General features: G+C 75.2%; 23 protein-coding genes, 1 other RNA gene and 1 pseudogene. 10 read left to right on the top strand and 15 right to left on the bottom strand.

Translation table 11 applies throughout. The features are described 5' to 3' along the window. Positions 1-73: 73 nt before the first annotated feature. A pseudogene (locus D7I43_RS33450) lies at positions 74-193 on the top strand (PadR family transcriptional regulator); the annotation flags it as partial. Positions 194-369: 176 nt separating this feature from the next. Here the strand turns inward: D7I43_RS33450 and mptB (D7I43_RS04535) are convergent. Together mptB (D7I43_RS04535) and mptB (D7I43_RS04530) are read right to left on the bottom strand one after the other, a co-directional pair. Further along, on the bottom strand, positions 370-1,944 hold the full coding sequence (gene mptB / locus D7I43_RS04535) for a polyprenol phosphomannose-dependent alpha 1,6 mannosyltransferase MptB (RefSeq protein WP_192902067.1): 1,575 nt from the start codon (positions 1,942-1,944) through the stop codon (positions 370-372). A 13-nt stretch (positions 1,945-1,957) separates the two neighbouring features. Then, entirely contained in the window at positions 1,958-3,361 is a 1,404-nt protein-coding gene (gene mptB, locus D7I43_RS04530) for a polyprenol phosphomannose-dependent alpha 1,6 mannosyltransferase MptB (protein WP_192902066.1), read from the bottom strand. 45 nt (positions 3,362-3,406) lie between these two features. On the opposite strand from mptB (D7I43_RS04530), the gene D7I43_RS04525 reads away from it, so the two are divergent. Beyond that, positions 3,407-4,969 carry a hypothetical protein gene (locus D7I43_RS04525; protein WP_120327402.1) on the top strand — a complete coding sequence of 521 codons (1,563 nt, stop codon included), beginning with the start codon at positions 3,407-3,409 and terminating at the stop codon, positions 4,967-4,969. 208 nt (positions 4,970-5,177) lie between these two features. Here D7I43_RS04525 and D7I43_RS04520 read toward each other — a convergent pair whose 3' ends face one another. Beyond that, positions 5,178-8,168 (bottom strand): bifunctional [glutamine synthetase] adenylyltransferase/[glutamine synthetase]-adenylyl-L-tyrosine phosphorylase, encoded by a 2,991-nt coding sequence (locus tag D7I43_RS04520; RefSeq protein WP_120327119.1) that lies wholly within the window; start codon positions 8,166-8,168, stop codon positions 5,178-5,180. Then, positions 8,168-8,935 carry a type 1 glutamine amidotransferase gene (locus D7I43_RS04515; RefSeq protein ID WP_120327118.1) on the bottom strand — a complete coding sequence of 256 codons (768 nt, stop codon included), beginning with the start codon at positions 8,933-8,935 and terminating at the stop codon, positions 8,168-8,170. Before D7I43_RS04515 ends, D7I43_RS04520 begins: the two co-directional genes overlap by 1 nt. Positions 8,936-9,123: 188 nt before the next feature. On the opposite strand from D7I43_RS04515, the gene D7I43_RS04510 reads away from it, so the two are divergent. Continuing rightward, positions 9,124-10,053, top strand: a complete 930-nt coding sequence (locus D7I43_RS04510; protein ID WP_120327117.1) for a S66 peptidase family protein — start codon at positions 9,124-9,126, stop codon at positions 10,051-10,053. Between the two features lie 84 nt (positions 10,054-10,137). On the opposite strand, the gene D7I43_RS04505 is transcribed toward D7I43_RS04510, so the two are convergent. After that, complete coding sequence (locus tag D7I43_RS04505) at positions 10,138-11,058, bottom strand: Vgb family protein (protein WP_120327116.1); 921 nt, start codon at positions 11,056-11,058, stop codon at positions 10,138-10,140. Between the two features lie 107 nt (positions 11,059-11,165). Here D7I43_RS04505 and D7I43_RS32680 point away from each other — a divergent pair, with 107 nt between their 5' ends. Together D7I43_RS32680 and D7I43_RS04500 are read left to right on the top strand one after the other, a co-directional pair. Then, entirely contained in the window at positions 11,166-11,330 is a 165-nt protein-coding gene (locus tag D7I43_RS32680) for a hypothetical protein (protein WP_158610070.1), read from the top strand. After that, positions 11,330-11,827: a hypothetical protein gene (locus tag D7I43_RS04500; RefSeq protein ID WP_120327115.1), complete on the top strand. Its 498-nt coding sequence runs from the start codon at positions 11,330-11,332 to the stop codon at positions 11,825-11,827. The genes D7I43_RS32680 and D7I43_RS04500 overlap by 1 nt, the downstream gene beginning before the upstream one ends. 57 nt (positions 11,828-11,884) lie before the next feature. Here D7I43_RS04500 and D7I43_RS04495 read toward each other — a convergent pair whose 3' ends face one another. The 4 genes from D7I43_RS04495 to glnA form a co-directional block, all read right to left on the bottom strand. Continuing rightward, positions 11,885-12,262, bottom strand: coding sequence for a VOC family protein (locus D7I43_RS04495; RefSeq protein WP_120327114.1), 378 nt, complete (start codon positions 12,260-12,262; stop codon positions 11,885-11,887). 101 nt (positions 12,263-12,363) lie between these two features. Beyond that, on the bottom strand, positions 12,364-13,056 hold the full coding sequence (locus tag D7I43_RS04490; RefSeq protein WP_120327113.1) for a helix-turn-helix transcriptional regulator: 693 nt from the start codon (positions 13,054-13,056) through the stop codon (positions 12,364-12,366). 118 nt (positions 13,057-13,174) lie between these two features. Beyond that, positions 13,175-13,600, bottom strand: coding sequence for a DUF350 domain-containing protein (locus D7I43_RS04485; protein ID WP_120327112.1), 426 nt, complete (start codon positions 13,598-13,600; stop codon positions 13,175-13,177). Between the two features lie 113 nt (positions 13,601-13,713). Next, positions 13,714-15,063, bottom strand: coding sequence for a type I glutamate--ammonia ligase (gene glnA / locus D7I43_RS04480; RefSeq protein ID WP_120327111.1), 1,350 nt, complete (start codon positions 15,061-15,063; stop codon positions 13,714-13,716). Between the two features lie 199 nt (positions 15,064-15,262). Here glnA and D7I43_RS04475 point away from each other — a divergent pair, with 199 nt between their 5' ends. Then, positions 15,263-17,023, top strand: a complete 1,761-nt coding sequence (locus D7I43_RS04475) for an NAD+ synthase (protein ID WP_120327110.1) — start codon at positions 15,263-15,265, stop codon at positions 17,021-17,023. 113 nt (positions 17,024-17,136) lie between these two features. Continuing rightward, complete coding sequence (gene panB / locus D7I43_RS04470; RefSeq protein WP_120327109.1) at positions 17,137-17,982, top strand: 3-methyl-2-oxobutanoate hydroxymethyltransferase; 846 nt, start codon at positions 17,137-17,139, stop codon at positions 17,980-17,982. Between the two features lie 193 nt (positions 17,983-18,175). On the opposite strand, the gene npdG is transcribed toward panB, so the two are convergent. The 4 genes from npdG to D7I43_RS04450 all read right to left on the bottom strand — a co-directional run bounded on the left by npdG (position 18,176) and on the right by D7I43_RS04450 (position 21,688). Next, positions 18,176-18,874, bottom strand: a complete 699-nt coding sequence (gene npdG, locus D7I43_RS04465) for an NADPH-dependent F420 reductase (protein ID WP_120327108.1) — start codon at positions 18,872-18,874, stop codon at positions 18,176-18,178. 277 nt (positions 18,875-19,151) lie between these two features. Beyond that, positions 19,152-20,582, bottom strand: coding sequence for an RNB domain-containing ribonuclease (locus tag D7I43_RS04460; protein WP_120327107.1), 1,431 nt, complete (start codon positions 20,580-20,582; stop codon positions 19,152-19,154). A 73-nt stretch (positions 20,583-20,655) separates the two neighbouring features. Then, positions 20,656-21,402 (bottom strand): histone, encoded by a 747-nt coding sequence (locus D7I43_RS04455; RefSeq protein WP_120327106.1) that lies wholly within the window; start codon positions 21,400-21,402, stop codon positions 20,656-20,658. A gap of 82 nt (positions 21,403-21,484) precedes the next feature. Beyond that, the gene (locus tag D7I43_RS04450; protein WP_192902065.1) at positions 21,485-21,688 is read right to left on the bottom strand and encodes a hypothetical protein; all 204 of its coding nucleotides are present in this window, start codon (positions 21,686-21,688) and stop codon (positions 21,485-21,487) included. Between the two features lie 379 nt (positions 21,689-22,067). Here D7I43_RS04450 and D7I43_RS04445 point away from each other — a divergent pair, with 379 nt between their 5' ends. Together D7I43_RS04445 and D7I43_RS34045 are read left to right on the top strand one after the other, a co-directional pair. Continuing rightward, the gene (locus D7I43_RS04445; protein WP_120327104.1) at positions 22,068-22,802 is read left to right on the top strand and encodes an NUDIX hydrolase; all 735 of its coding nucleotides are present in this window, start codon (positions 22,068-22,070) and stop codon (positions 22,800-22,802) included. Next, the gene (locus tag D7I43_RS34045) at positions 22,799-22,924 is read left to right on the top strand and encodes a hypothetical protein (protein ID WP_275670812.1); all 126 of its coding nucleotides are present in this window, start codon (positions 22,799-22,801) and stop codon (positions 22,922-22,924) included. Before D7I43_RS04445 ends, D7I43_RS34045 begins: the two co-directional genes overlap by 4 nt. 503 nt (positions 22,925-23,427) lie before the next feature. On the opposite strand, the gene D7I43_RS04435 is transcribed toward D7I43_RS34045, so the two are convergent. Further along, entirely contained in the window at positions 23,428-23,823 is a 396-nt protein-coding gene (locus D7I43_RS04435; protein ID WP_120327103.1) for an NUDIX domain-containing protein, read from the bottom strand. Positions 23,824-24,018: 195 nt separating this feature from the next. Continuing rightward, positions 24,019-24,432, bottom strand: an RNA gene (rnpB, locus tag D7I43_RS04430) — RNase P RNA component class A. 144 nt (positions 24,433-24,576) lie between these two features. Between rnpB and D7I43_RS04425 the strand changes: the two genes are divergently transcribed. Beyond that, entirely contained in the window at positions 24,577-25,338 is a 762-nt protein-coding gene (locus tag D7I43_RS04425; RefSeq protein ID WP_120327102.1) for a sulfite exporter TauE/SafE family protein, read from the top strand. Positions 25,339-25,546 lie beyond the last annotated feature (208 nt).

Raw genomic sequence — 25,546 nt, 5'->3', positions numbered from 1 at the left:
TCACGCTCCATCCCGGCCGGGCCGGTTCCGCACCCCGCGGAGCCGGCCCGGTCGCCGTTCCGGGGACACACCGCTGCGCGAAACCACCTTCCTCATCCTCATCGCGCTGGCCGCCGCGCCGATGTACGGCTACGGCCTGATCCGCGAGGTCGCCGCCCTCTCCGGGGGCCGCGTCTCGCTGCGCCCCGGCACCCCCGCTGACCCGGGACCGCCCTCGGACGGTCCGCGCGCCGCGCCCGTGTGCGTCGATCATGAGGTTGGCGGGGTCTTCGATCTCCAATCGCCCCGCCAACCTCATGATCAACCGGGGTCGGTGCGGGGGTCGGCGGGGTGATCAACCGGGGGTTGGTGCGGGGATCGGCGGGGTGATCAACCGGGGTTGGTGCGGGGGTCGGGGCGGCGGGTTGCGGCGCGGGTCAGGAGGGCCGCCAGGGCCAGCGCGAGGGCGGTCATCGTGATCGCGCCGGGGGCCTTCGTGAACCGGGCCAGGTTGGTGCCGTCGGGCAGCGCGAGGAGCGCGGCGACCGCGCACGGCAGCACCGCCCACGTGGTCCGCGTCCCGAGGCGGGGCCTGCGCTCGCCCGGTCCGGCCGCGGTGACGGCCAGCAGCGCCAGGGGCCAGGTGGCGTACCAGGGGTGGAACACCGGGGCGAGCACCACGGCCGCGGCCAGGGCCAGGCCGGCGGCGCGCAGCGCGACCCGGGGCCGGGCGGCGGCCAGCCGGGCCACCCGCTGCCGGGCGTCACCCAGCCGGCGCAGCGTCCCCCACGCCCGCCACCACAGCGCCACGAGGAACGCGGCCAGCACGAGCAGCGCCACGGCCCGGGCCACCGGGACGGCGTCCGGGCTCCGGCCGGCGAGCCCGCCGGCGTAGTCGACGACGAACCCCACGGCGGTCGGTGGCGAGGTCCACTGCTCGGAGTCGCCGCTGCGGCTCAGCCCGCGCACCCAGCCGAGCCCGAGACCGGAGGCGAGCGAGCCGCCGGCCAGCGCCGCGAGCACCCCGGCGGCCAGCCAGCCGCCGTCGCGCAGCAGCGCCCGTACGGTGTAGCGGCCGTGCACGGCCGCCAGCGCGGCGTACGGGAGCACGACGGCCGCGCTCGCCTTGACGGCCACCGCGAGCCCGAGCAGCGCGCCGGCGACCAGCAGCGCGCCGGGCCGGCCCGGGAGGCGGACCAGCACCAGCAGCCCGAGCAGCAGCAGCCCGAGCATCACCGCGTCGTTGTGCGCGCCGGCCAGCAGGTGCACCCCGACCAGCGGGCTGGCCAGCAGCAGCCACGCCGCCCGCCGGGTCGGCACGCCGGTGGCCCGCGCCAGCCCGGGCAGGCAGAGCGCGGCGAGCAGCACCCCGGCGAGCGCGAAGAGCCGCAGCAGCACGACGGTGCCGGTCAGCCCACCGCCCAGCACCGTCGCCAGCGCCGCCAGCAGCACGAACAGCGGCCCGTACGGGGCCGGGGTGTCCCGCCAGATCGGCGCGACGGCGTCCACCCACGGGCAGCCGGCCGCCGCGACCCCGGTCACGTACGGGTCGGCGCCGTGCGCGTACGCCCAGCCCTGGCACGCGTACGAGTAGACGTCGCGGCTGCCGAGCGGGGCGGTCGCGAGCAGCGGCAGTGCCCAGAGCCCGGCGGTGCGGTACGCCCAACCGGTCGACGGGGCGCCCCGGCGCAGCGACCACCAGGCGCCGACGATCAGCAGGGTGCCGAGCGCCCAGGCGACGAGCACCAGTGGCCCGTGCCGGCCCTGCCAGACGGTGACCGGGGTGACCCGGGACAGCGGCGCGGACGGCAGTGCTCCGCCGAGCCACCCGGCGATGGCGAGCAGCACCGCGCCGGCGAGGCCGGCGTACCGCGCCGCGCGGGCCCGGTGGTCGGCGTGCCGTGTCCGGGGCGTCGAAACCGGGCCCCCCTCGGCCGGGTGCGGACGGGCGCCGGGTCCGGTCACCGGCGCCGCCTCCTCAGTTCCCGGCGACCGGCCGGCGGGCCGCCCGAGCCGACCGTACCAAGCGGACCACCACCACGATCACCAACAGCGTCATGAGCGGCGCCCCGACCGTCTTGGTGTACCGGGGCAGGCCGGTGCCGTCCGGCAGCACCAGGAACGCCGACGCCAGCGCGACCGCCGCGAACCACCCGGTGCGCCGCCGCGAGGTGGCGGCGAGCACCGCGAGCGGCCAGGTCCAGTACCAGGGGTGGTAGAGCGGGGCGAGCGCCACCGTGGCGGCCAGTGCCAGCCCGGCGTGCCAGAGCGGGTCCCGAGTGCGGGCGCGCCACCAGAGCCAGACCAGCAGGATCGCCAGGGCCGCCATCCCGATGGCCCGGGTGACCGGCAGCGCGTCGCTGTGCCACCCGAACAGGCGCCCCAGGTAGTCGACGGTCTGCCCGACGCCCGTGGTGGGCGAGCTCCAGGCGACCACGAGGTTGCCCTGTTCGAGGCCGCTGATCCAGCCGAAGTCGAGGCCGGCGGCGAACGTCGCCCCCACGACCGTGGCGACCGCGCCGCCGACCACCCAGCCGCCGTCGCGCACCAGCGCCCGGATCGAGAACCCGCCGGCGATGGCGGCCAGCGCCGCGAACGGCACCACGACCAGCGCGGTCGCCTTGATCCCGCCGGCGAGCCCGAGCAGTACGCCGCTGGCCAGCAGCGGGCCGGCGCGCCCCGGCCGTGCCGCGACCACCGCCAGCCCGGCGACGAGCAGCCCCACCATCATGGCGTCGTTGTGCGCGCCGGAGATCAGGTGCACACCGATCACGGGGCCGCCCAGCGCCAGCCAGACCGCCCGGCCGGCCGGTACGCCGCAGCGGCGGGCCAGCACCGGCAGGCAGGCCGCGGCCAACCCCATACCGGCCACCGCGAGCAGCCGGAACAGCACGATGCTGCCGACGAGGGATCCGGTGGCCCGGACCACCGCCCCGGCGATCATCACGAACAGCGGACCGTACGGCGCGGGGGTGTCCCGCCAGATGTACGAGATGCTGTCCAGCCAGGGGCAGGGCAGCGCCGAGACGCCCTGCTCGTACGGGTTGATCCCGGCCGCGTAGCTGGCGCCCTGGCACGCGTAGGCGTAGACGTCCCGGCTGCCCAGCGGTGGCGTGAACAGCAGCGGCAGCAGCCAGAGCCCGACGGTGACCAGTGCCCACCGGGTCGAGGGCACCCGGTCACGCAGCGACCACCAGGCCCAGCTCAGCAGAGCCGTGCCGGCCAGCCAGACGCCGATGATCAACGGCCCGTTCGGGCCCTGCCAGATGCTGACGGGGGTGGGGCGCAGGTCGGCGTGCGGCAGCGCGCCGCCGAGGTACGCGGCGGCGGCGAGCAGCACCGACCCGGCCAGTCCGAGCCAGCGCGAGAGGTGGTGAGGCACGCCCGCCATGCTGCCAGTACGGTGGGGCGCGAACGGGAGGTGGGCATGCGGGGTGGCCGGGTGGTGGCGGTGTCCGCCGCGTCGGCGTCCGTCCTGGGTGTGCTGTATGTCACCCTGCCGCCGCTGGGTTCGGACCTGTCGGCGCAGGTGGCCCGCGCCGACTTCTTCGCCGACCATGGGCCGGCCCTGGTGGATCTGCGCTGGTACGGCGGCGTCCACCCGTGGGGCTACAGCCTGATCTCGTCGCCGCTGATGACCCTGCTCGGGGTCCGGCCCACCGGCGCGCTCGCGCTGCTCGCCTCGGCGACCGCGTTCGCCGCGCTGCTGGTCCGCGCCCGGGTGGCACGCCCCCTGCTGGGCAGCCTGCTCGGAGTGCTCACGATCGCCAGCAACCTGGTCTCCGGCCGGGTCACGTACGCCCTCGGGGTCGCCTTCGGCCTGGCGGCACTGCTGGCCCTCACCCTGCCCGCCGCCCGGCGTCCCGGGTGGCCGCGCGGCGCGCTGGCCGGCGCGGCGGCCCTGCTCGCCTCGGCGGCCAGCCCGGTGGCCGGGCTCTTCGTCGGCCTGGCCGGTGCCGCGCTGCTGCTCACCCGCCGGTACGCCGACGGCCTGCTGCTCGCTGTCCCGGCCGCCGTGCCGCTCGCGGTGACCGGGCTGCTCTTCGGCGAGGGCGGCTGGATGAACATCAGCCGCACCGACACCGTCCACGCCGTGCTCACCAGCCTGCTGGTGGCCGCGCTCGCGGCCCACCGGCCGGTTCGGGTGGGCGCGCTGCTGTCGGCGGCCGGGGTGCTCGCCGCGGCCCTGGTGCACACCCCGGTCGGCCTGAATGCCACCCGCCTGGTGGTGATGTTCGCCCTGCCCGTGCTGGCGGCCACTGCCCGGCTCCCCGGGTGGCTGCCGGCTCCTCGCCCGGCGGCCGGCGCTGTCGGGCTGGCCGCGCTGCTCGCGGCCGTCTGTTGGTGGCAGCCGCCGGTGGTCACCGCCGACCTGCGCGCCGACGACCCGGCCGCCGACCCGGCGTACTTCGCGCCGCTGCGGGCGGAACTGGCCCGGCGCGGGCTGGCCGGGCGGGTGGAGGTGCCGCCGACCCGCAACTACTGGGAGGCGGCCCATCTCGGCGGCGAGGTGCCGCTGGCCCGGGGCTGGCTGCGGCAGGCGGACATCGCCCGCAACCCGCTCTTCTTCACCACGGTCCCGGGCGCGGCGGGCACCGGCGTCCCGCTCACCCCGGCGAGCTACCGCGCCTGGCTGGCCGACAACGCGGTGCAGTACGTGGCCGTGCCCGACGCCGAGCTGTCCTGGGTGGGCCGCGCGGAGGCAGAGCTGGTCGAGGCGGGCCTCCCGTACCTCACCCGGGTCTGGTCCGGGGCGCACTGGCGGCTCTACGCGGTGGCCGACCCGACGCCGCTGGTGGGCTCGCCCGGTGAGCTGGTCCGGCAGGACGCCGCCTCGGTGACCTTCCGCGCGCCGGGCCCCGGCCGGGTGCCGGTGCGCGTCCGGTACGACCGCTGGCTGTCGGTGAGCGGGGGCGCGACACTCAGCGCCGACGGCGAGTGGACGGCGGTGACCGTCCCCGGCGCCGGCACGTACGCCCTCGGCGGCTGACGCTGGCACGCGAGCTCGTCCCGGCCCCGGAAGGGTTGAGGAGTTGCAGGTCCAGCAAGTTGTACTGGACCCGCCGGGCCGTGCACCGACGGACACGGGCCCCGAAGAAGCACGGCGGCCACAACCATCACGAGCGACGTTGCAGCAAACTGCGTCTGAACTAGCGCGAACGGCACATCAAGAGCGCACGGTTGGTTGTTGGTAGCCGTCAAGCATCGAGGACCCGCTCCATCGCCGCCCGCGAGCGGCGGGCGGTGCGGAGGTAGTCGTCGAGGAACTGTCCCGGGTCGTCGGCACCGAGCAGTCGTACCACGCCGGCCAGCTCCACCCCGTGCCGGGGCAGCTGGTCACCGGCCCGGCCGCGGACGAGCATGAGCGCGTTGCGCACCTGGGCGGCGAGCGTCCAGCCGGCGGCCATGGCCGCGGCGTCGGCCGCGTCGACCAGCCCGGCGTCGCGGGCGGCGGCGAGCGCGTCGAGCGTACGCGTGCCCCGCAGCGCCGGCACGGCCCCGCCGTGGCGCAGCTGGAGCAGCTGCACGGCCCACTCGACGTCGGCGAGCCCGCCGCGACCCAGCTTCGTGTGGGTGGCGGGGTCGGCGCCCCGGGGCAGCCGCTCGTGCTCGACCCGCGCCTTGATCCGGCGGATCTCCACGACCTGGTCGCGGGTCAGCCCGTCGGCCGGGTAGCGGACCGGGTCGACCAGCGCCTCGAACTCGGCGCCCAGGTCGGCGTCGCCGCAGACGAAGCGGGCACGCAGCAGCGCCTGCGCCTCCCACACCCGCGACCAGCGCGCGTAGTACTGCGCGTACGCGGCGAGGCTGCGCACCAGCGGCCCCTGCCGCCCCTCGGGACGCAGGTCCGCGTCGACGCCGAGCGGCGGATCGGGCGCCGGTATGCCGAGCAGCCGGCGCAGCTCCTCGGCGACGGCGTGCGCCGCGGCGCTGGCCGCGCTCTCGTCCCCGGCCGGCGCGTCGTAGACGAAGAGCACGTCGGCGTCGGAGAGGTAGTTCGACTCGTACCCGCCGAGCCGGCCCATGCCGATCACGGCGAAGCGCAGCCCGGGCGGGGTGGGCTGGGTGGCCCGGGCGATGTGCAGGGCGGCGGCCAGGGTGGCGTCGGTGACGTCCGCCAGCGCGGTGCCCACCGCCGCGATCTCGGTGAGGGCGGCGCCGTCGGGGCCGCTCGGCGCGAGCGATCCGGCCCGGCAGAGCACGTCGGCGCACGCGATGCGCACCAGCTCCCGGCGGCGCAGCGCGCGGACGGCCCGGATGGCCTCGACCGGGTCGGCGTACCGGGCCGCCGCCGCGGTGAAGCCCTCGTGCAGCACCTCGCGGGGCCGGGGCGTCAGCTCGTGCTCCTCGGCCAGCAGCCGCAGCGCCTCCGGCTCCCGGGCGAGCAGGTCGGCGGCGTACCGCGAGGACGAGAGCACCCGCGCGAGCCGGCGGGCCACGGGGCCGGAGTCGCGCAGCAGCCGCAGGTACCACGGTGTGCTGCCGAGCTTCTCGGAGACCTGCCGGTAGTTGAGCAGCCCCCGGTCCGGCTCCGGGGCGTCGGCGAACTCGCTGAGCAGCACCGGCAGCAGCGTGCGCTGGATGGCCGCGGTGCGGCTCACCCCGCCGGTGAGGGCCTGGAGGTGCCGCAGCGCCCCGGCCGGGTCGCCGAAACCGAGGATCTCCAGGCGGTGCCGGGCCGCCTCCGGGGTGAGGCGCAGCCCGTCGGCGGGCACCCGGGCCACCGCCTCCAGCAGCGGCCGGTACAGCAGCTTGGCGTGCAGCCGGCGTACCTCGGTGGCGTGGGTGACCCACTCGGCGCGGAACTCCTCGACGGCGCTGCGCCCCGGCGTGGCCGTGTAGCCGAGGGCGGCGGCGAGCCACCGCAGGGCGGCCGGGTCCGTCGGCACGGTGTGTGTGCGGCGCAGCCCCTGCAACTGGAGCCGGTGCTCCACCCCCCGCAGGAACCGGTAGCCGCGCAGCAACGCCTCACCGTCGGCCCGGCCCACGTAGCCGCCGGTGACCAGCGCGCGCAGCGCCGGGATCGTGCCCGGAACGCGCAGCGACTCGTCGCCCCGGCCGTGCACCAGTTGCAGCAGCTGGACGGCGAACTCGATGTCGCGCAGCCCGCCGGGGCCGCGCTTGATCTCGCGCTCCAGCTCCTTCGGCGGGATGTTGTCGATGATCTTCCGGCGCATGGCGCGCACGTCCTCGACCGCCTCGGGCCGCTCGGCGGCCCGCCACAGCAGCGGGGCGAGTTCGTCGATCCACTCCTGGCCCAGCGCGAGGTCGCCGGCCGCCGGACGGGCCTTGAGCAGCGCCTGGAACTCCCACGTGCGGGCCCAGCGCCGGTAGTACGCGAGGTGGCTGGCGAGCGTACGCACCAGCGGCCCCCGGTTGCCCTCCGGCCGCAGCGCCGCGTCCACCGGCCAGGCGACCAGCCCGCAGACGTGGATCAGCCGGGTGGCCACCGTCGTGGCGGCCGGCAGGTCGTCGTCGGAGGCGGCCACGAAGATGACGTCCACGTCGGAGACGTAGTTCAGCTCGTCGCCGCCGCACTTGCCCATCGCCACCACGGCCAGCCGCGGCCGGGGCGTGCCCTCCGGCAGCTCGTCCACGGCGATCCCGTACGCCGCCCGCAGCGTCGCGTCGGCCAGCGCGGAGAGCGCCGCCATCGTCTGTTCCAGCCCCCGGCCACCGGTCAGGTCCGCGGCCGCGATCCCCAGCAGCGCCAGCCGGTACGCCCGCCGCAGCCCCGCGATCGGGTTGCCGTCGCCGAGCGGCTCCAGCCGCCCCTCGGCGGCCGGCGCGAGCCCGTCCGGGGCGGTGCGCAGCACCGTCCAGTCGTCCGGGTTCGCCACGAGGTGGTCGCCGAGCGCCGAGGACGCGCCGAGCACGGCGATCAGCCGCCGGCGCAGTCCCGCGTCCTCGGACAGCTCGGTGAGCAGCGCCGAGCCGTCGCCGTGCGCGCGGCGTTCGGCCTCGACGATGCGGTGCAGCTGGCGCAGCGCCAGGTCCGGGTCGGCCGCCCGGGACAGCGCGGTGAGCAGCTCACCCGCCCGCTCGTCGACCGGCTCCTGACCGTCCGGCCGCCACAGGCCGAGCCCGTCCGGGCCGAGCAGGTCCGCCGCGCGGGCGCCGCCGTCGCCCTGCGTCGTGCCGAACCCGTACCGGGCGAGCCGGCCGGGGGCGCTGGTCGGCCGGGTCATCAGTGCCCGAGCAACGGCAGGCTGTGTCGCGGGCCGCTGTCGTCCAGCTCGCCCAGAGCGAGGGCCGCGAACCGGGCGGCGAACGGCTGCCAGACCTCCTCGATGTCGGCCATCACCTCGTTGCAGGCGGCGACGACCAGCTCGGGCTCGTAGCCCAGCTCGGCGAGGAGCGTCGAGTCGGTGGCCCACTCGGCGATCTGGGCCGTGTCGCACTCGATGTGGAACTGGAGCCCCCAGGCCCGGTCGCCGAGCCGGAACGCCTGGTGGGGGTAGCGGGTGGACGCGGCCAGCAGGGTCGCCCCGTGCGGCAGCTCGGTGATCTCGTCGGCGTGCCACTGGAGCACGTCCGGGATGAGCGGCACGTACCGGAACAGCGGGTCCTGCTCGGCCGCGTCCCGCCGGCCCACCACCGAGGGCCCGATCTCCGGCCCGGACGGGCTGCGCTCGACCTGGCCGGCGTGCGCGGCGGCGAGCAGCTGCGCGCCGAGGCAGATCGCCAGCGTGGGCACCCGGTGCCGGACCGCCTTGCGCAGCAGGCCCTCCAGGGCGGGGAACCAGGGCGCGCCGGGCGAGCCGTCCGGCAGCGGGTACGCCTGCTGCGGGCCGCCGAGCACCACCAGCGCGACGTAGCCCTCCAGGTCGGCGGGAAGCTCGTCACCGGCGTACGGGCGCACGACCCACAGGTCCAGGCCGGCCTCGGTCAGCCACTCGCCCAGCCGGCGCAGGTCGTCGGTCGGGTCGTTCTCGATCACCAGCGCGGTTGCCACGGCATCGAGGCTATCCGGTCCCGGCTGACACGCCGGGACCGGCTCGCTCCCGCCCGCGACCACGGGGCCGGACGCGGCGCGCTTCCTGCCCACCGGCTCGCCTGCCCGCCGGCTCGCCCCGCGACCAGCCGCCCTGTTGGCCGCCGCCCGCGACCACCCTCGCCCCGGCCGCACTAGGCTCGCCCTCTGTGATCACCGACGAGATACTGCGCCCGCCGGCGCTGCGCCCCGGCGACACGGTGATGCTCGTGTCCCCGTCCGGCCCGACCCGTCCCGAGCGGGTCGCCCGGGGCATCGAGCTGCTCACCGGCTGGGGGCTGCGTCCCGTGCTCGCGCCGCACGCGTACGCCCGGCACGGCTACCTGGCCGGCACGGACGATCTGCGGGCGGCCGACCTGAACGCGGCCTTCGCCGACCCCGAGGTCCGGGGGGTGATCTGCACCCGGGGCGGCTACGGCGCGCAGCGGATCGTCGACGCCCTCGACATGGCCGCGGTGCGGCGGGACCCGAAGGTGGTGGCGGGCTTCTCCGACATCACGGCCCTGCAGTTGGCGCTCTGGCGCGGCGCCCGGCTGGCCACGGTGCACGGCCCGGGCGCGGCGTGGACGGACGAGCGGACGCCGCTGCGGTCCGCCGAGTCGCTGCACGCCGCCCTGATGACCACCGAGCCGGTGACCGTGGCCGCCGTGCCGGAGGAGGAGACCTACCCGGTCCGCGTCCCCGGCCGCGCCACCGGCCGGTTGCTCGGCGGCAACCTGTGCCTGGTCGCCGCCTCGGTCGGCACCCCGGACATGCCCGACCTGACCGGGGCGGTCCTGCTCGTCGAGGACGTGCAGGAACCCCCGTACAAGGTCGACCGGATGCTCACCCAGCTGCGCCGCGCCGGGGCGCTGGACGGCCTGGCCGGGGTCGCCGTGGGTCAGTTCACCGACTGCGCGGACGGCTGGGCGGTCACCGTCGCCGACGTGCTCGCCGAACGCCTCGGCGACCTCGGCGTCCCCGTGCTCGGCGGCCTGCCCGTCGGCCACGGCGTCGGCCAGCTCACCGTGCCCGTCGGCACCGAGGCGACCCTCGACGCCACGGCCGGAACCCTGACGGTCGCCCCCGCCGTCCGCTAGGCCCCGTCGCTTCCCCGTCGCTTCCCCCGTCGATCATGAGGTTGGCGGGGTCGAACCGGACAGTTCGCCCCGCCAACCTCATGATCACGCGACGGGCCGGGACGGCGGTGCGAGGCGGGACGGCGGCGGTGTGAGCTGGGCCAGGCGGCCGATCTCCAGGGCGGTCCACACCGTGCCGTCGGGCGCCACGGCGAGACCGTGCGGTTCGGCGGCCGGGGTGGGCAGGTCGTACGTCTCGATCCGCCCGTCCGGGTCGACGTGGCCGATCCGGTTGCCGCCCCACTCCGTGTACCAGGCGCCGCCGGCCGGGTCGGCGACGATCGCGTGGGGCCGCGCGGAGCGGTCCGGCAGCGCGTACTCCTCGATCCGGCCCTCGGGGTCGATGCGGCCGAGCTGGCCGGCGGCGATCTCCACGAACCACACCGCGCCGTCGCCCGCCGCGACGCCCACCGGGCCCGCCGCCTCCGTGGGCAGCGGATGCACCGCCACGTCGCCGTCGGTGGCGACCCGGGCGATCGCGTTCGCCTGGTTGAGCGTGCACCAGAGCGCGCCGTCGGGGCCGGCGGCCATCATCGAGGCGTACGCCCCGGTCACCGGCAGCGGGAACGTCGCCACCGTGCCGTCGGCGTCGACCCGGCCGACGCTGTCGGAGTTCATGCCGGCGTACCAGAGCGCGCCGTCCGGGCCGGTGACGACGCCGCACGGCCCGGTCCCGGACGGCAGGGCGACCGCGCTGAGGTCGCCTTCCGTGGTGATCCGGCCGAGCCGGTCGTCGCCGGAGCGGGTGAACCAGAGCGCGCCGTCGGGGCCGGGCGTGATGATCAGCGGACGGCTCTCCGGCGCGTCGAGCGACCAGGTCCGCACGTCGCCGTCGGGTGCCACCCGGGCGATGCCGCCGGCGTGCACCAACGTCACCCAGAGCGCGCCGTCGGGCCCGACGGTGATGCCGTACGGGCCGGCGCCCGGGTCGGTCAACGGAATCTCGCGGATGACGGTGTGGGTCACGCTGCTTCCTCTCGTCGTCGGCGGGTCGAGGGCCACCCTGCCCGCGCGGCCTCGGCCCGGGCAACCCGTTTTGTCCGGTCGCGGGGCGGGCTCTCCTCACCGGGCTGGTGCCGCCCGCCGGGTTCGTGCTGCTCGCCGGGTTCGTGCTGCTCGCCGGGGATCCTGGTCGCGGCGGCGATTGCCAGCTCGCTGACAGGTTCGTCACGGGTGGCGTCAAGCCCGCCCGGTCACCGTCGGTGACGTCAACGCACACCGACGAGCTGGAGGACTGATGTCCCGCACGTTCAGGAAGAAGCACCTCCTGGCCGGTCTGGCCACGGCGGGCGTACTCGGCGTCGGGATCGCCGCGCCCACCATGGCGTTCGCCGCCGACAACGCCAGCCCCGCGCCGAGCGCCAGCACGACCGACGACGGCCAGCGGCAGAAGGCGTCCGACCGCCAGTCGGCGTTCGCCGAGGAGCTCGCCAAGGAGCTGGGCGTCTCCACCGACAAGGTGACCGCCGCCCTGGAGAAGCTGCGCGAGCAGCACAAGGCCGACCGGCCCGAGCGCCCGTCCGCCGAGGACCGGCAGGCGCGACTCGAGGAGCGGCTGGACCAGGCCGTCGAGGACGGCAAGCTCACGCAGGAGCAGGCCGACGCGATCCTCGATGCGGTCGAGTCCGGCGTCCTCGGTGGCGGCGGCTTCGGCGGCCCCGGCAGGCACGGCGGCTGGGGCGGTCACGGCGACCGGGACGGCTCCGGCAGCCCCGAGGGTACGACCGGCAGCTGAACGCCGGCGGCCCCGACCGGTCACCCGGTCGGGGCCGCCACACCGGCCCGCCGTGCGTCAGGCGCCGGGGGCCGGCGGGGGCGTGAACACCCCGAACCGGTTGCCGGCCGGGTCGCGCAGGTGCGCCGACGTGAGCCCGTTGGGGTTCGTCTTCGCGGGCACCACCACCGCGCCGCCGGCCGCCTCGACGCGCCGGCACGTCTCCTCGACGTCGGTCACCTGGACGTAGAAGATCGCGTAGGTCGACGCGGCCCCGTCGGTGCCCCGGATCGCGCCGCCGATCCCGCCGTCGGCGGCCTCGGTCGTCCGGTACGTGGCGCCACCGCCGCCCTCCTCCGTGAAGCGCCAGCCGAACACGTCGCCGTAGAACCGCTGCGCCTCGTCCGGCCGCTCGGTGCCGATCTCGAACCAGGTGACACCGTTGCTGACGGTCATGTCTGTCCTCCCGTTCCACGCGCCGGCCACCCGGCCGGCGCCGTCAGGAGTCAGCCTCGCGGCCGCCCGCGACACCGTCCTGTCGGTGTTTCCAGATCCCGTCAGACAAGGCTCAGCGGGCGCACACGCTCGCGAGGGATGTCGAGGTCGTCGGGGCACAGCTCCCGGGTCACCAGCTCCGACAGCGGTCGTACCGACAGGATCCGGTCGGTACGGAAGGCGCGGACGCCGTCGCGCAGCCGGCACCAGGCCAGCAGGTACCAGTGCCGCGGGTTGCCCAGGTAGCCCAGCGGCTCCACGTCGCGCTCCGAGGCGGCGCCGGCGCGGTCGGCGTACCGGATGCGCAGCACCCGCCGCGCGAGCACCGCGTCGGCGACGCTGGCCGGGACGGGCGCCGCTGGCCCGTCGCCGATCAGGTGCACCCGGCCGGCGAGCCGGTGCGCCTCGGCGGCGTCCGCGGCGGGCATCACGGCGAGCAGCTTGCGCAGCCCGCTGGCGGCCGCCGAGGCGAACGGCGTGCCGCGCAGCCGGTGCAGCGCCACCGCCATGGCCACCGCCTCACCTGCCGTCAGGTTCACCGGCGGCAGGGTGCGGGCGCGGTCGAGCACGTAACCGCCGGTGCGGCCGGGCTCGGCCCAGATCGGCACCCCGGACTGCTGGAGCGCGCCGATGTCGCGCTCGATGGTGCGGCTGCTCACCTCGAAGCGGGTCGCCAGCCACCGGGCGCTGCGCGGCCTCGGCGACACCGCGCGCAACTCCTCGACGATGGCGTAGAGGCGATCGGTGCGGTTCACCGCGCCAGGCTAGGCCGGGGGTACGACGCCGACAGCGCGCCGGACGCCCGGCCGACCCCGGGCACGGCCGGGCGGCGGCCGGGCTCTGCCGGCCGCCGCGGATCGGCCGGTCCGGGCCTCAGGCGATGCAGGCGCAGACGATCAGCGCGGCGCCGAGGTGCGTGGCGGCGCTGACCCGGGCCGCCGGATGCGGCTCGTCGGCGCAGATGATCTCGCCGAGCCGGCCCGGCGTGAGCAGGTCCAGCACGAAGAAGGCCAACGCCATGATCAGCAGCCCGATGAGGCCGAAGATCAGAGTGGACGCGAGCCCCTTGGCGAAGTCGCTGTAGCTCGTCAGCACCGCGGTGAACACGATCCCCGCGATGCCCAGCTGGTTGGCGGCCAGCAGCAGGGCGGCGTTGCCGTTGCGCCGCACCCAGATCAGTTCCCGCAACCGTCCGGGCGTCAGCAGGTCCACCAGCAGGAACCCGGCCGCCATGAGGGCGACCCCGACGACCCCGAACACGATGCTCTGCCAGGCCCCGCCGAGCAGATCCTCCAGCACCGATCGCCTCCCCGGTCACGCGCGGCCGGCGCGGTGCCGGCACGGTGATCGAGACGATAGCGGTGCCGCACAAGCGGCGGCGGACCCGAGTGCCGCGCCCGCCGCCGACCGGCTCAGAGGGAGAGGTAGCGCTGCCGCTCGTACGGGGTGACCTCGCGGCGGTACTGCTCCCACTCGGCCCGCTTGTTGCGCAGGAAGAAGTCGAAGACGTGCTCGCCGAGCACCTCGGCCACCAGCTCCGAGCCGGCCATCACGTCGATCGCCTCGGCCAGGTTCTCCGGCAGGGCCTCGTACCCCATGGCCCGCCGCTCGGCGCTCGTCAGCGACCAGACGTCGTCCTCGGCCCCCGGCGGCAGCTCGTAGCCCTCCTCGATCCCCTTCAGCCCGGCGCCGAGCAGCACGGCGAAGGCCAGGTACGGGTTGGCCGCCGAGTCCGGGGAGCGCACCTCGACCCGGGCCGAGTTCGGCTTGCCGTACGCGGGCACCCGTACCAGCGCCGACCGGTTGAGGTGGCCCCAGCAGACGTACGCCGGGCTCTCGGTGATGCGGTCCGGCAGCGCCTGGGGGAAGAGCCGCTTGTAGGAGTTGACCCACTGGTTGGTGACGGCCGTGTACTCGCGGGCGTGCGTGAGCAGCCCGGCGATGAACGACTTCGCCACCTTGGAGAGCTTCATGGGGTCGCCGCCGTCGTGGAAGGCGTTGCGCTCCCCCTCGAACAGGGACAGGTGGGTGTGCATGCCGCTGCCCGGCTGGTCGGTGAACGGCTTCGGCATGAACGTGGCCCGTACGCCGGTGGAGAGCGCCACCTCCTTGACCACGTGCCGGAACGTCATGATGTTGTCGGCGGTGGTGAGCGCGTCGGCGTAGCGCAGGTCGATCTCCTGCTGGCCGGGCGCCACCTCGTGGTGGCTGAACTCGACCGAGATGCCGATCCGCTCCAGGGCGAGCACGGCCTGGCGGCGGAAGTCCCGAGCCACCGCGTGGGTGGTGTGCTCGAAGTAGCCGCCGGTGTCGACCGGGGTGGGCAGGGAGCCGTCCGTCGGGCCGTTCTCCAGCAGGAAGAACTCGATCTCCGGGTGGGTGTAGAACGTGAAGCCCTTGTCGGCGGCCTTGGAGAGCGCCCGGCGCAGCACGTGGCGGGGGTCGGCCCAGGACGGGCTGCCGTCGGGGAGCAGGATGTCGCAGAACATCCGGGCGCTCTCGCCGCTGACCCCGCCCTCGAACGGGAAGACCTGGAACGTCGTCGGGTCGGGCATGGCCACCATGTCGGACTCGAAGACCCGGGCGAAGCCCTCGATCGCCGAGCCGTCGAAGCCGATGCCCTCCTCGAACGCCGCCTCCAACTCGGCCGGGGCCACCGAGACGCTCTTGAGGGTGCCGAGCACGTCGGTGAACCACAGCCGGACGAACCGGATGTCCCGCTCTTCCAGCGTACGGAGGACGAACTCCTGCTGACGGTCCACTTCCACCCCTCGCAGCACTCTTCTCCGCCACCGGCCGGGCCGGCGCGGCCTGACCGACCAGTCTCCACGGGTCTGGTTACGCCGACGTTACGCGAGCCGCACCCGGCCCGTCCGGGGTGTCCCGGGCCCCGTCCGCGCGTGGCCCGTCTCTCGCCGCGCCCGCCGTGTCGCTCCCGGGCCCCTGGGGCAAGATGAGGACATGCCCACCCTGCGTATCGCCCTGTCCCAGGTCAACCCGACCGTCGGCGACCTCGCCGGCAACGCGCACCTCGTCCGCACCTGGACCCGGCGGGCCGCCGACGCCGGCGCCCACCTCGTCGCGTTCCCCGAGATGATGCTGACCGGGTACCCGGTGGAGGACCTGGTGTTCCGGCGGTCGTTCGTGGCGGCGTCGCGGGCGGCGCTGGACCGGCTCGCGGCCGACCTCGCGGGCGACGGGCTGGGCGAGCTGGCGGTTGTGGTCGGCTACCTGGACGCCGACGGCCCGCCGCAGGTCTCCGGGGACGCCGAGCCGGGCCGGGGCGCCCGCAACGCGGCCGCCCTGCTGCACCGCGGCGCCGTGGTCGCCACCTACTTCAAGCACCACCTGCCGAACTACGGGGTCTTCGACGAGGACCGCTACTTCGTGCCGGGCGACATGCTCACCGTGGTGCGCGTCGGCGGGGTGGACGTGGCGCTGACGATCTGCGAGGACCTGTGGCAGGCGGGCGGCCCGTTCACCGCGGCCCGGCAGGCCCACGTCGGCCTGGTGGTCAACATCAACGGATCGCCGTACGAGCTGAACAAGGACGACATCCGGCTGCCGCTGGTCCGCCGCCGGGCCGCCGAGGCGGGTGCCGCCATCGCGTACGTCAACATGGTCGGCGGCCAGGACGAGCTGGTCTTCGAGGGCGACTCGATGATCGTCTCGGCCGACGGCGAGCTGCTCACCCGCGCGCCGCAGTTCGTGGAGCACCTGCTGGTGCACGACGTCGAGCTGCCGGCGGCCGGTGAGCCGGTGGCCGAGGGCACCGAGATCGCCGACGGGATGCGGGTGGTCCGGGCCACGGTCAGCGAGAGCGTCCCGGCGCCGGCCGGCCCGCCGGCGGTGGGCCGTCTCATCGAGCCGGTCGCCGACGAGGCCGAGGTCTGGCAGGCGCTCGTGCTCGGCCTGCGCGACTACGTCAACAAGAACCGCTTCCCGTCGGTGGTGCTCGGCCTGTCGGGCGGCATCGACTCGGCCGTCGTGGCCGCGCTGGCCGTCGACGCGCTCGGGCCGGACCGGGTGGTCGGGGTGTCGCTGCCCAGCCAGCACTCCTCCGAGCACTCGCGCGAGGACGCGGCCGACCTCGCCAAGCGGACCGGGCTGGACTACCGGATCGAGCCGATCCAGCCGATGGTGGACGCCTTCCTGGCCAACCTGTCGCTCTCCGGCGTGACGGTCGAGAACCTCCAGGCCCGGGTACGCGGGGTGATCCTCATGGCACTGTCGAACCAGGAGGGCCACCTGGTGCTGACCACCGGCAACAAGAGCGAGCTGGCGGTGGGCTACTCGACGCTCTACGGCGACTCGGTGGGCGGTTTCAACCCGGTCAAGGACGTCTGGAAGACCCTCATCTGGCGCCTGGCCCGGTGGCGCAACGCCGACGCCGCCCGGCGCGGCGAGACCCCGCCGATCCCCGAGAGCTCCATCGGCAAGCCGCCGAGCGCCGAGCTGAGCCCGGGCCAGCTCGACAGCGACACGCTGCCCGAGTACGACGTGCTCGACCCCATCCTGATCGGCTACGTCGACGGCGACCTCGGCCGCGACGGGCTCGTGGCGGCCGGGCACGACCCGGCGGTGGTCGACCGGGTGCTGCGGATGGTGGATACCGCCGAGTACAAGCGGCGGCAGTCGGCCCCGGGCACGAAGATCTCGATGAAGGCGTTCGGCCGGGACCGGCGGCTGCCGGTCACCAACCGCTGGCGTGAGGACGGCTGACCCGTCCCGGGAGTGAGATCCTCCACTGCGCCCTGCCGCCGACGGCCGATCCGGTGCGACGATCGCGGCGGAACCCGGGGACCGCGTACGCGGCCTCGAGGAAGGAGACAGTCATGGTGGAATCCACCCCGACCGAGGTGACCGCCCTCTACGGCGGGCCGGCGACCCGGCGCGTCCGCACCCGTGACCTCGTCGCCGCCAAGGAGCGCGGCGAGCGGTGGGCGATGCTCACCTCGTACGACCAGTACACCGCGTCGATCTTCGACCAGGCCGGCATCCCGGTGCTGCTGGTCGGCGACTCGGCGGCCAACAACGTCTTCGGCTACGAGACGACCGTCCCGATCACCGCCGAGGAACTGCTGCCGCTCGTACGCGCGGTGGTGCGGGCCACCCGGCAGGCGCTGATCGTCGCCGACCTGCCGTTCGGCTCGTACGAGGAGGGGCCGACCCAGGCCCTGCGCACGGCGGTGCGGTTCATGAAGGAGGGCGGCTGCCACGCCGTGAAGCTGGAGGGTGGCCGGCGCTGCGCGGCGCAGATCGCCGCCATCACGTCGGCGGGCATCCCGGTCATGGCGCACATCGGTTTCACACCGCAGAGCGAGCACGCCATCGGCGGCTACCGCGTCCAGGGGCGCGGCGACGCCGCCGAGGAGGTGATCGCCGACGCCCGGGCCGTCGCGGAGGCGGGCGCGTTCGCCGTCGTCCTGGAGATGGTGCCCGGCGAGGTCGCCAAGCGGATCACCAACGAACTGCACATCCCCACGGTGGGCATCGGCGCCGGCCCGGACACCGACGCGCAGGTGCTCGTCTGGCAGGACATGGCCGGCCTGCGCAGCGGCCGGACGCCGCGCTTCGTCAAGCGGTACGCCGACCTGGCCGGCACCCTCGCCGACGCCACCCGCCGCTTCGCCGACGAGGTCCGCGGGGGGCAGTTCCCGGCCGCCGAGCACACCTTCTAGGCGTACGGAACCGGCACCGTCGCCGTCCCCGTACGCCGGGAACGACGACGGTGCCGGCGGCGATCGACGAGCTGGAGCGGGCGGACGCGGCCGTGCAGGTGCGCGGGCGCGGCCGGGAGATGCCGACCCACCACCCGCCTGCGGACGGCCCACCGAAGCCGGCAGGCGCACCGGTCCGCGCCCGGCCGGGTCCTCACAGGTCGGTGACGCGGATGCCGGCGTGGGCCTTGTAGCGCTTGTTGATGGCGATCAGGTTGGCGGTGAACGCCTCGATCTGGTGGGCGTTGCGCAGCCGGCCCGCGTAGATGCCCCGCATGCCGGGGATCCGGGCGGCCAGCGCGGCGACGGTCGCCGCGACGTCCCGCTCCTCGGTGCAGATCAGGACGTCCAGGTCGATCCGGTCGATCTCCGGGTCGGCCAGCAGCGGCGCGCTGACGTGGTTGAACGCCGCGCACACCCGGGAGTCGGGCAGCAGGCGGGCGGCCTGCTGCACGGCGCTGCCCTCCTCGACCCGGAGGGCGTACGGGCCCTGCTTGTCGAAGCCGAGCGGGTTGACGCAGTCGACGACGATCTTGCCGGCGAGCGGTTCGGCGAGGCCGGCGACCGTGGCGGCGTGCCCGTCCCACGGGACCGCGATGATCACCACGTCGCTGCGGCGGGCCACCTCGGCGTTGTCCGCGCCGGCCACGCTCGTGCCCGCCGGCACACCGGGCAGGGCGGCGATCTCCTCGGCCGAACGCGCGGCCCGCTCCGCGTCGCGGGACCCGATCAGCACGGTCTGGCCCGCCCGGGCGAACCGGTAGGCGAGGCCCCGTCCCTGGTCACCCGTACCGCCGATGATGCCGACGGTCAGACCGGACACGTCGGGCAGCGTGCTCGCGTCGTATGCCATGGGCTCATCCTCGCAAACCCGGTGGCCCGTCAGCAGTTCCGGCCGTTGTGACAATCCCCGCTGGCGCACCGCCGGCCCGGCCGGCCCCACCGCACGGCCGCGGGTCCGGCCCGACCGCCAAGGTTCAGGCAGCGGCAGCCTGCCCCACATCTGGGGCAGCTCGACAGGACACGAGCGCCCCACCCGGCTCCAGGCCCGGGCGCGGTCCGGACCGACTCCGGGGTCACGCGTCGCGCGGCCGGCGCCGCGCACCGCCGACGCCCGGCCGGATCCGGGATCAGGCGCGTTCGAAGAGTACGGTCCGGGCGGCCGGGTCGGCGGTGACCAGGCGGGCCCGGATCCGTTCGCCGAGCGGCAGGTCGCCGAGGCAGCGGGCGCGTACCGGCGGGGCGTCCAGGGCCACGGTGCCGCCCGGCGGGCGGGGCCGGGACCGTCCGTTCGGCGGGGCGTCGACGTCGAGCACCGCCGCGTCGAACACCTCGCCCACCCGGTCGGCGAGCAGCACCGCCTCGGTGAGTTCGACGGCGCCCCGGGTCGCCGCGGAGGCCGTCCGGTCCGTCGTGGCCATGACGTCCGGCAGCCGGGGCAGCGCCGCGCGCGCCCAGTCCGGCACCGGACGGCCGTCGTGCAGGGCCAGGCAGACCTCGGTCGCGTACCGGTCGGCCAGCCGCCGCAACGGCGCCGTGACATGGGCGTACGCGGCCGCGACCCCGCCGTGCTCCGGCTGCTGCGGGATCTCGCCGTCGAACGCGGTGTACGCGGCGCCGCGCATCAGCTCCGCCGCCTGGTCGATGAACGCCGCCGCCCGGGGCTGGCCCGGGTCGAGCCGCGCGATGACCTCGCCGGGGCTGGCGCCGTCCGGCCAGTGCACGCCCAGCGGGGCGGCGGCGGTGCGCAGCCGCTGCACGGCCTCCGGCTTCGGAGCCGGCATCGTACGCAGCAGGCCGATCCGCCCGGCGAGCATGATGTCGGCCGCGGCCATCCCGGCGAGCAGGGAGATCTGGGCGTTGTGCTCCTCCATGGGCACCGGCGCACGCAGCACCAGCCGCCAGCCGTCGCCGTCGGCTTCCACCTCCTGCTCGGGCAGCGGAAGGTTGATGGCGCCGCGGTCGAGGCCCCGGGCGGTGAGACACGTGCCGATCTCGGGGAGCAGGGCGATGGGTTCGGGCAGCCGGCCGGCGTCGGCGTCGGCCTGGACACCCAGGTAGTCCAGCTTGGCCCGGCTGCGCACGAGGGCGCGTTCCAGCGTGACCGCCACGGTGGCGGCGTCGGCGTCCAGGTCGATGGTCCACACCACGGCGGCACGGTCGGCGTCCGGCAGCAGGCTCGCGGCGCCCTCGCTGAGCGTCTCGGGGTGCAGCGGCACGTTGCCGTCGGGAAGGTAGACCGTCTGCCCCCGCCGCCAGGTCTCCTCGTCCAGCGCCCCGCCCGGGCGTACGTGTGCGGCGACGTCGGCGATCGCGTACCGCACCCGGTAGCCGCCGCCCGGCCGGCGGCTGAGGTGCATCGCCTGGTCCAGGTCGCGTGACCCGGCCGGGTCCACCGTCACGAACGGGACGTCGGTGCGGTCGACCGCCGGCCGTGGCGGGTCGGCCGCCGCGGCGTCCGCCTCACGCCGCGCCGCGGCCGGGAACTCCTCGGGCAGACCCAGCTCGCGGCGCAGCGCGGCGAAGTCGATGCGGGGCGCGAGGACGCGTCGGATGACCACGGGGTCCATCCTGACAGCGCGGCGGACGATCCGCCCGACCAGGATCGGGCGGTCGCCGCGTACCCCCGGAGCGTCAGCGGGCCGACTTGCGGGCGGCTGCCGCCGCGCCCCGGGCGGTGGTGGCCCGCGCGGTGGTCGGCGTCGACTTCTTCGCCGGAGCCTTCCTCGCCGCCGTCTTGCGCGCCGTACCCCCGGCGGCGCCGGCCGTCTTCCGGGCCGGCGCCTTCTTCGCGGCGGTGCCGCGGGCGCCGCCCGCCGGACGGGTGGCGGCGGTGGTGCGCTTGGCCGGCGCCTTCTTCGCGGGCGCCTTCTTCGCCGGAGCCTTCTTCGCCGCGCCCGTGGTCTTCTTCGCCGCGCCCGTGGCGGTCTTCTTGGCGGCGCCCGTCGCCTTGCGGGCCGCCGAGGTCGTCTTCTTCGCCGCGGCCGTGGTGGTCCGCTTCGCGGCGGTCGTGGTCTTCTTCGCGGCGGCGGTGGACTTCCGCGTGGTCGTGCCGGCCTTCTTCGCGGCGGTCGACTTCTTGGCCGGCGCCTTCTTCGCGGCGGCCGACGTCTTCGCCGGCGCCTTCTTCGCCGTGGTGGCGGTCTTCCGGGCGGTGGTGGAGGCCTTGGTCGCCGCCTTCTTCGCGGGGGCCTTGGCCGCGGTCGTCTTCTTCGCCGGGGCGCGCCCCGCCCCACCGGTCGCCTTCGCGGCGGTCGCGCCGCCGGCGGCCCGGCGCGCGGGGGTGGTCCGGCTCGCGGTCGTGTTCCGCTCCGCCGCGGCGGTCTTCTTCGCGGTCGTACGTTTCGCGGCCGGGCGGGTGGCCTTCGGTGTTACGGCCATCTCGGTTCCCTCCTTGGGGACGTGCTCTCGCGTGTCTCCTCGCGGAGCACGGAGTACCTCGACGCGGGCGGTCCCGCGCCGTCTACCTGTCCTCCCCGGCCCAGCGGGCGTCCTCCGCCTCCCACGCTTCGTTGCGCTCCTGCACCCGCTGCAGGGCGTTCTCCGCGTCGGCGGCCGAGGCGTACGGGCCGAGCACGTGCCGTGCCGCACACACGTCGGCGTCGGTCTCGACCCGGTGGTGTCGGGTGCACCAGTAGTAGTGCCCACCACGTCCGCTGTCGCTCATGAGATCACTGTGCATCGCGAACCGCCCGGCCGCCACCGGAACACCACAAGTCGCCGATGGCATCCACAGTAGATCCGCTCCCGCCGGTGCGGGGCGGAAACGGGCAAAAACGACAACCCCGGGAGGCGGAAACTCCTTCGCACCCGCCGATCGGCGATCGGTGGCATCCGCGGGACGGACGGGACCACGGCGCGCCGCGGCGCCTGGCAAGAGCCCGCGGTGGTGCTCAGCGAGGAGCGGCTGGCGCGGATCGACGCCGAGCTGGCCAAGGAGTACGAGCGGGTCGGCCGGTCGTTGAGCTGGTCCGGCTGAACCCGAGCCGGGCCGCCAGAGCTGAGCCCGAGCCGGCCGGCACGGCTGGCTGGGCTAGGGTCGCCGGGTGGGCGTACCGGAATACATCCAGCGGATGCGGAAGCACGTCGGTCATGACCTGCTGTGGCTGCCGAGCGTGAGTGCGGTGGTCCGCAACGACGCCGGGGAGCTGCTTCTCGGCAAGCGCGCCGACGACGGCCGCTGGTCGGTGGTGAGCGGCGTCGTCGACCCGGGCGAGCAGCCGGCCACCGCCGTGGTCCGGGAGGTACGGGAGGAGACCGGCGTCGACGTGGAGCCGGTCCGGCTCGCCAGCGTCGTCTCCCACCCGTACACGTACCCGAACGGGGACCGGTGCGAGTACCTCAACCTGGGCTTCGAGTGCCGCTGGCTCGGGGGCACCGCGCGGGTCAACGACGACGAGTCCGAGGCCGTCGAGTGGTTCCCGCCCGACCGGCTGCCGAACCTCGACGCCCACGCCCGGCTCGTCATCGCACAGGCGCTGGCTCCCGCCGAGCGGGCGTACTTCCTGCCCGTGGGCGCGGTCTGGGACGACCACGCCGACGTCCGCCGACCGGTCGCACCGGCACCGTCCATCGTGGCCCGCGACCGACCGGCGCGCGGGCCACACCCGGCCGTCGATGCCGTGGTCGGGAGCCCGGCGTCGCGGGTCGCCCTTACACGAATGGTTGCGGCCTCATGGGGTACGCGAGCGCCGGATCGTGCCGCACCCGGCGACCTCGTCGCTCGGTGCGGAATCGCCGTGCCTGATCCGACCGGACACGAGAGGGGAGGCGTGCGATGAAGGACCGGATCCTGAGCAGGCTGAAGAAGGGCGCCAAGTCGATCATGATTCGCCGCCGGCGCCGGGACGCCGTGGTCAACAAGCCGACCGGCGCCACCAGGCCCGGCCGCCGCTACCAGTGAGCCGACGCTGCCGGTGCCGGCACATCCGGGATTACCCGTGGGCCCAGCGGCGCCCATGCGCCGGCCGTAGGTGCCGGCGGTAGGTGTCGGTAAATCCGGCGCTAGCGGTAGGTCCCGGTGAGCCGGCGTTGGCGGGTGCTGTATCGACGCCCTCGTCGGCGTTCACCACGGCGCCATCGGGTTCGCGTCCGACCGGTCGGGCCCAACTGGGAGCGGACGGTCTGGGGTGTGATCGCGCGAGCCATCACCCGTGCCCGACCGCGACTTCGTTTAGCGACCAGCCGCCCACGTCAGCCCTTCTCCGCGGTCACCCTCCTCCACGAGCCGGGCAACACCCACGCAACCAGCGCGACTGGCCTGGTCAGGGCTGGGCCGGCTCGCCGCCGGCCGGTCGTCGGCACAACCGGCGAGAAGCAGGGTGACGCCGAGCAGACCCATGACGAGTGATCGATTCACCGGCGGATCGATATTCGGAAGATCATGAACGCGGCTGCCGGTCGGGCTCAGGGCAGAGAACCGATCAACGCCGCCAGGTCGCCGTGCACGAGGGGGAGGCCGTCCAGGTCGTTGATCCTGACCCATGCGATGTCGTCGTGCTCGTCGGGTGCGCGGTTGGTCGGTGAGCCGGTCCAGTCCGCGATGTGCCAGACGGCCACGTGAACGGCGTTCTCGCCGCTGCCGGCGTGCCAGTCGCCCAGCCGTGATGAGGATTCCGCCACGATGTGCACACCGAGTTCCTCGTGCATCTCACGGGCGAGGGCTTGTAGCTCCGACTCACCCGCTTCGACGTGCCCGCCGGGCAGATCCCAGAGATCGGGGTAGGCCCGACGGGTGGGGCTGCGGTGGACGAGCAGGACGGCGCTGTCTTCCACGAGCGCGCCTGTGACGACGACATACACGACGGGATTGGAGCACAGGGATAGGACAAGCTCGCCCCAGCCAGAGGGGCGCGCTGTCGGGCTCCGCCGCTGCGGACACAAGTCGAGTCTCGGGCTGACGCTGCGAGACCGCCGGGTTCTGTCGGCGAGTGACGAACCACGGCGCGGTGAGTTCCAGGGCTGCGCCACTCATCGAGGCTGCGACCTGGTGGGCGACGGACGAGTCGACCTGTACGCCGGATTCTGTGCGCGGCGCGCCCCGGGGGGCGGCGCCGGCGGCGGTCATCCATCTCGGCCTGCCGTTGCCGACAGGCTCCAGCGGCCTACCCGCAGACATCGGACGGGCAGCCCTCGAGCGTCTGCGCGGGTCGTCGTCCTGCCGGTCGGCGACCCTTTCTTGGCCTTGCTCCGGGTGGGGTTTACCGAGCCACCCCGGTCACCCGGGGTGCTGGTGGGCTCTTACCCCACCGTTTCACCCTTACCGTCCCCGATGGGGCCGGCGGTCTGTTTTCTGTGGCACTGTCCCGCGGGTCGCCCCGGGTTGCCGTTAGCAACCACCCTGCCCTGTGGAGTCCGGACGTTCCTCGGCGGCGGGCCGGGGCCCGCCGACGCGACCGCCCGGTCGACTCGTCCGTCGCGCTGTTCATCCTAACGACGGCGACCCGCCGGCTATTGCCGGCCCGTCCCGGACATCGCACCCCGGAAAAGCGGTGCGGAAAGGGCGCTTCGGCCCGGCGGGCGGCCGGGTGGGGCGGGTACTAGCCTCGGGGGACCATGGATCTTCCCCACGCCGCGCTGCTGCTCGCCGCCGGCCTCGCCGCGGGCACGGTCAACGCGGTGGCCGGCGGCGGCTCCCTCATCACCTTTCCCGCGATGATCGCGGTCGGGTTGCCGCCGGTGCCGGCGAACGTCAGCAACTCGGTGGCGGTGTTCCCCGGGTACGTGGCGAGCGTGGCGGGGAGCTGGATGGACCTGCCCAGCCGGCGCGTCCTTGCCCGGCTGGTGCCCACCACCGTGCTCGGCACGATCGCCGGTGCGCTGCTGCTGCTCGGCACGCCGGCGCGGGCGTTCGAGGTGGTCGTACCGTTCCTGGTGCTCGGCGCCACGGCGGTGCTGGCGTTCCAGGATCCGCTGCGCCGGCTCGTCGGCCACCCGCGGGACCTCCCGCCGCGCCGCCGTACGGTCACCGTGCAGACCATGGTCGCGCTCGGCTCGGTGTACGGGGGCTACTTCGGCGCGGCGCTCGGGGTGATGCTGGTGGCCGGGCTGGCCCTGGTGCTGGACGCCACGCTGGCCCGGGTCAGCGCCATCAAGAACCTGCTCTCGGCGGTGGTGGGACTCACCACGCTCGTGGTGTTCGCCCTCTTCGGGCCGGTGAACTGGGCGGCCGTCGGGGTGGTCGCACCGGCGACGCTGCTCGGCGGGTACGTCGGCGCGCGGGTGGTCCGCCGCCTGCCGCCGGTGGTGCTCAAGACCCTGATCGTGGTCTTCGGCACCGCGATCGGCCTCCACCTGCTGTGGCGCGCCCTGGTCTGACCCCCACTCCCCCGCGATCTTGGACTTTCGGCCCCCGGTTCGGGGCATTTGTACCCTTTGCCGGGGCACAAAGTGCAAGATCGCGGGGGCGGGGGCGGGGGCGGGGGCGGGGCGGGGGCGGGGGCGGGGCGGGGCGGGGGCGGGGGCGGGGCGGGGCGGGGGCGGGTCAGTACGCCTCGCCGACCGGCTCCTCTGGGGCGCCCTCGGC

The organism is Micromonospora globbae (assembly GCF_003610785.1).
Lineage (GTDB): Bacteria > Actinomycetota > Actinomycetes > Mycobacteriales > Micromonosporaceae > Micromonospora > Micromonospora globbae.
This window is presented reverse-complemented; position numbering and strand designations above follow the sequence as displayed.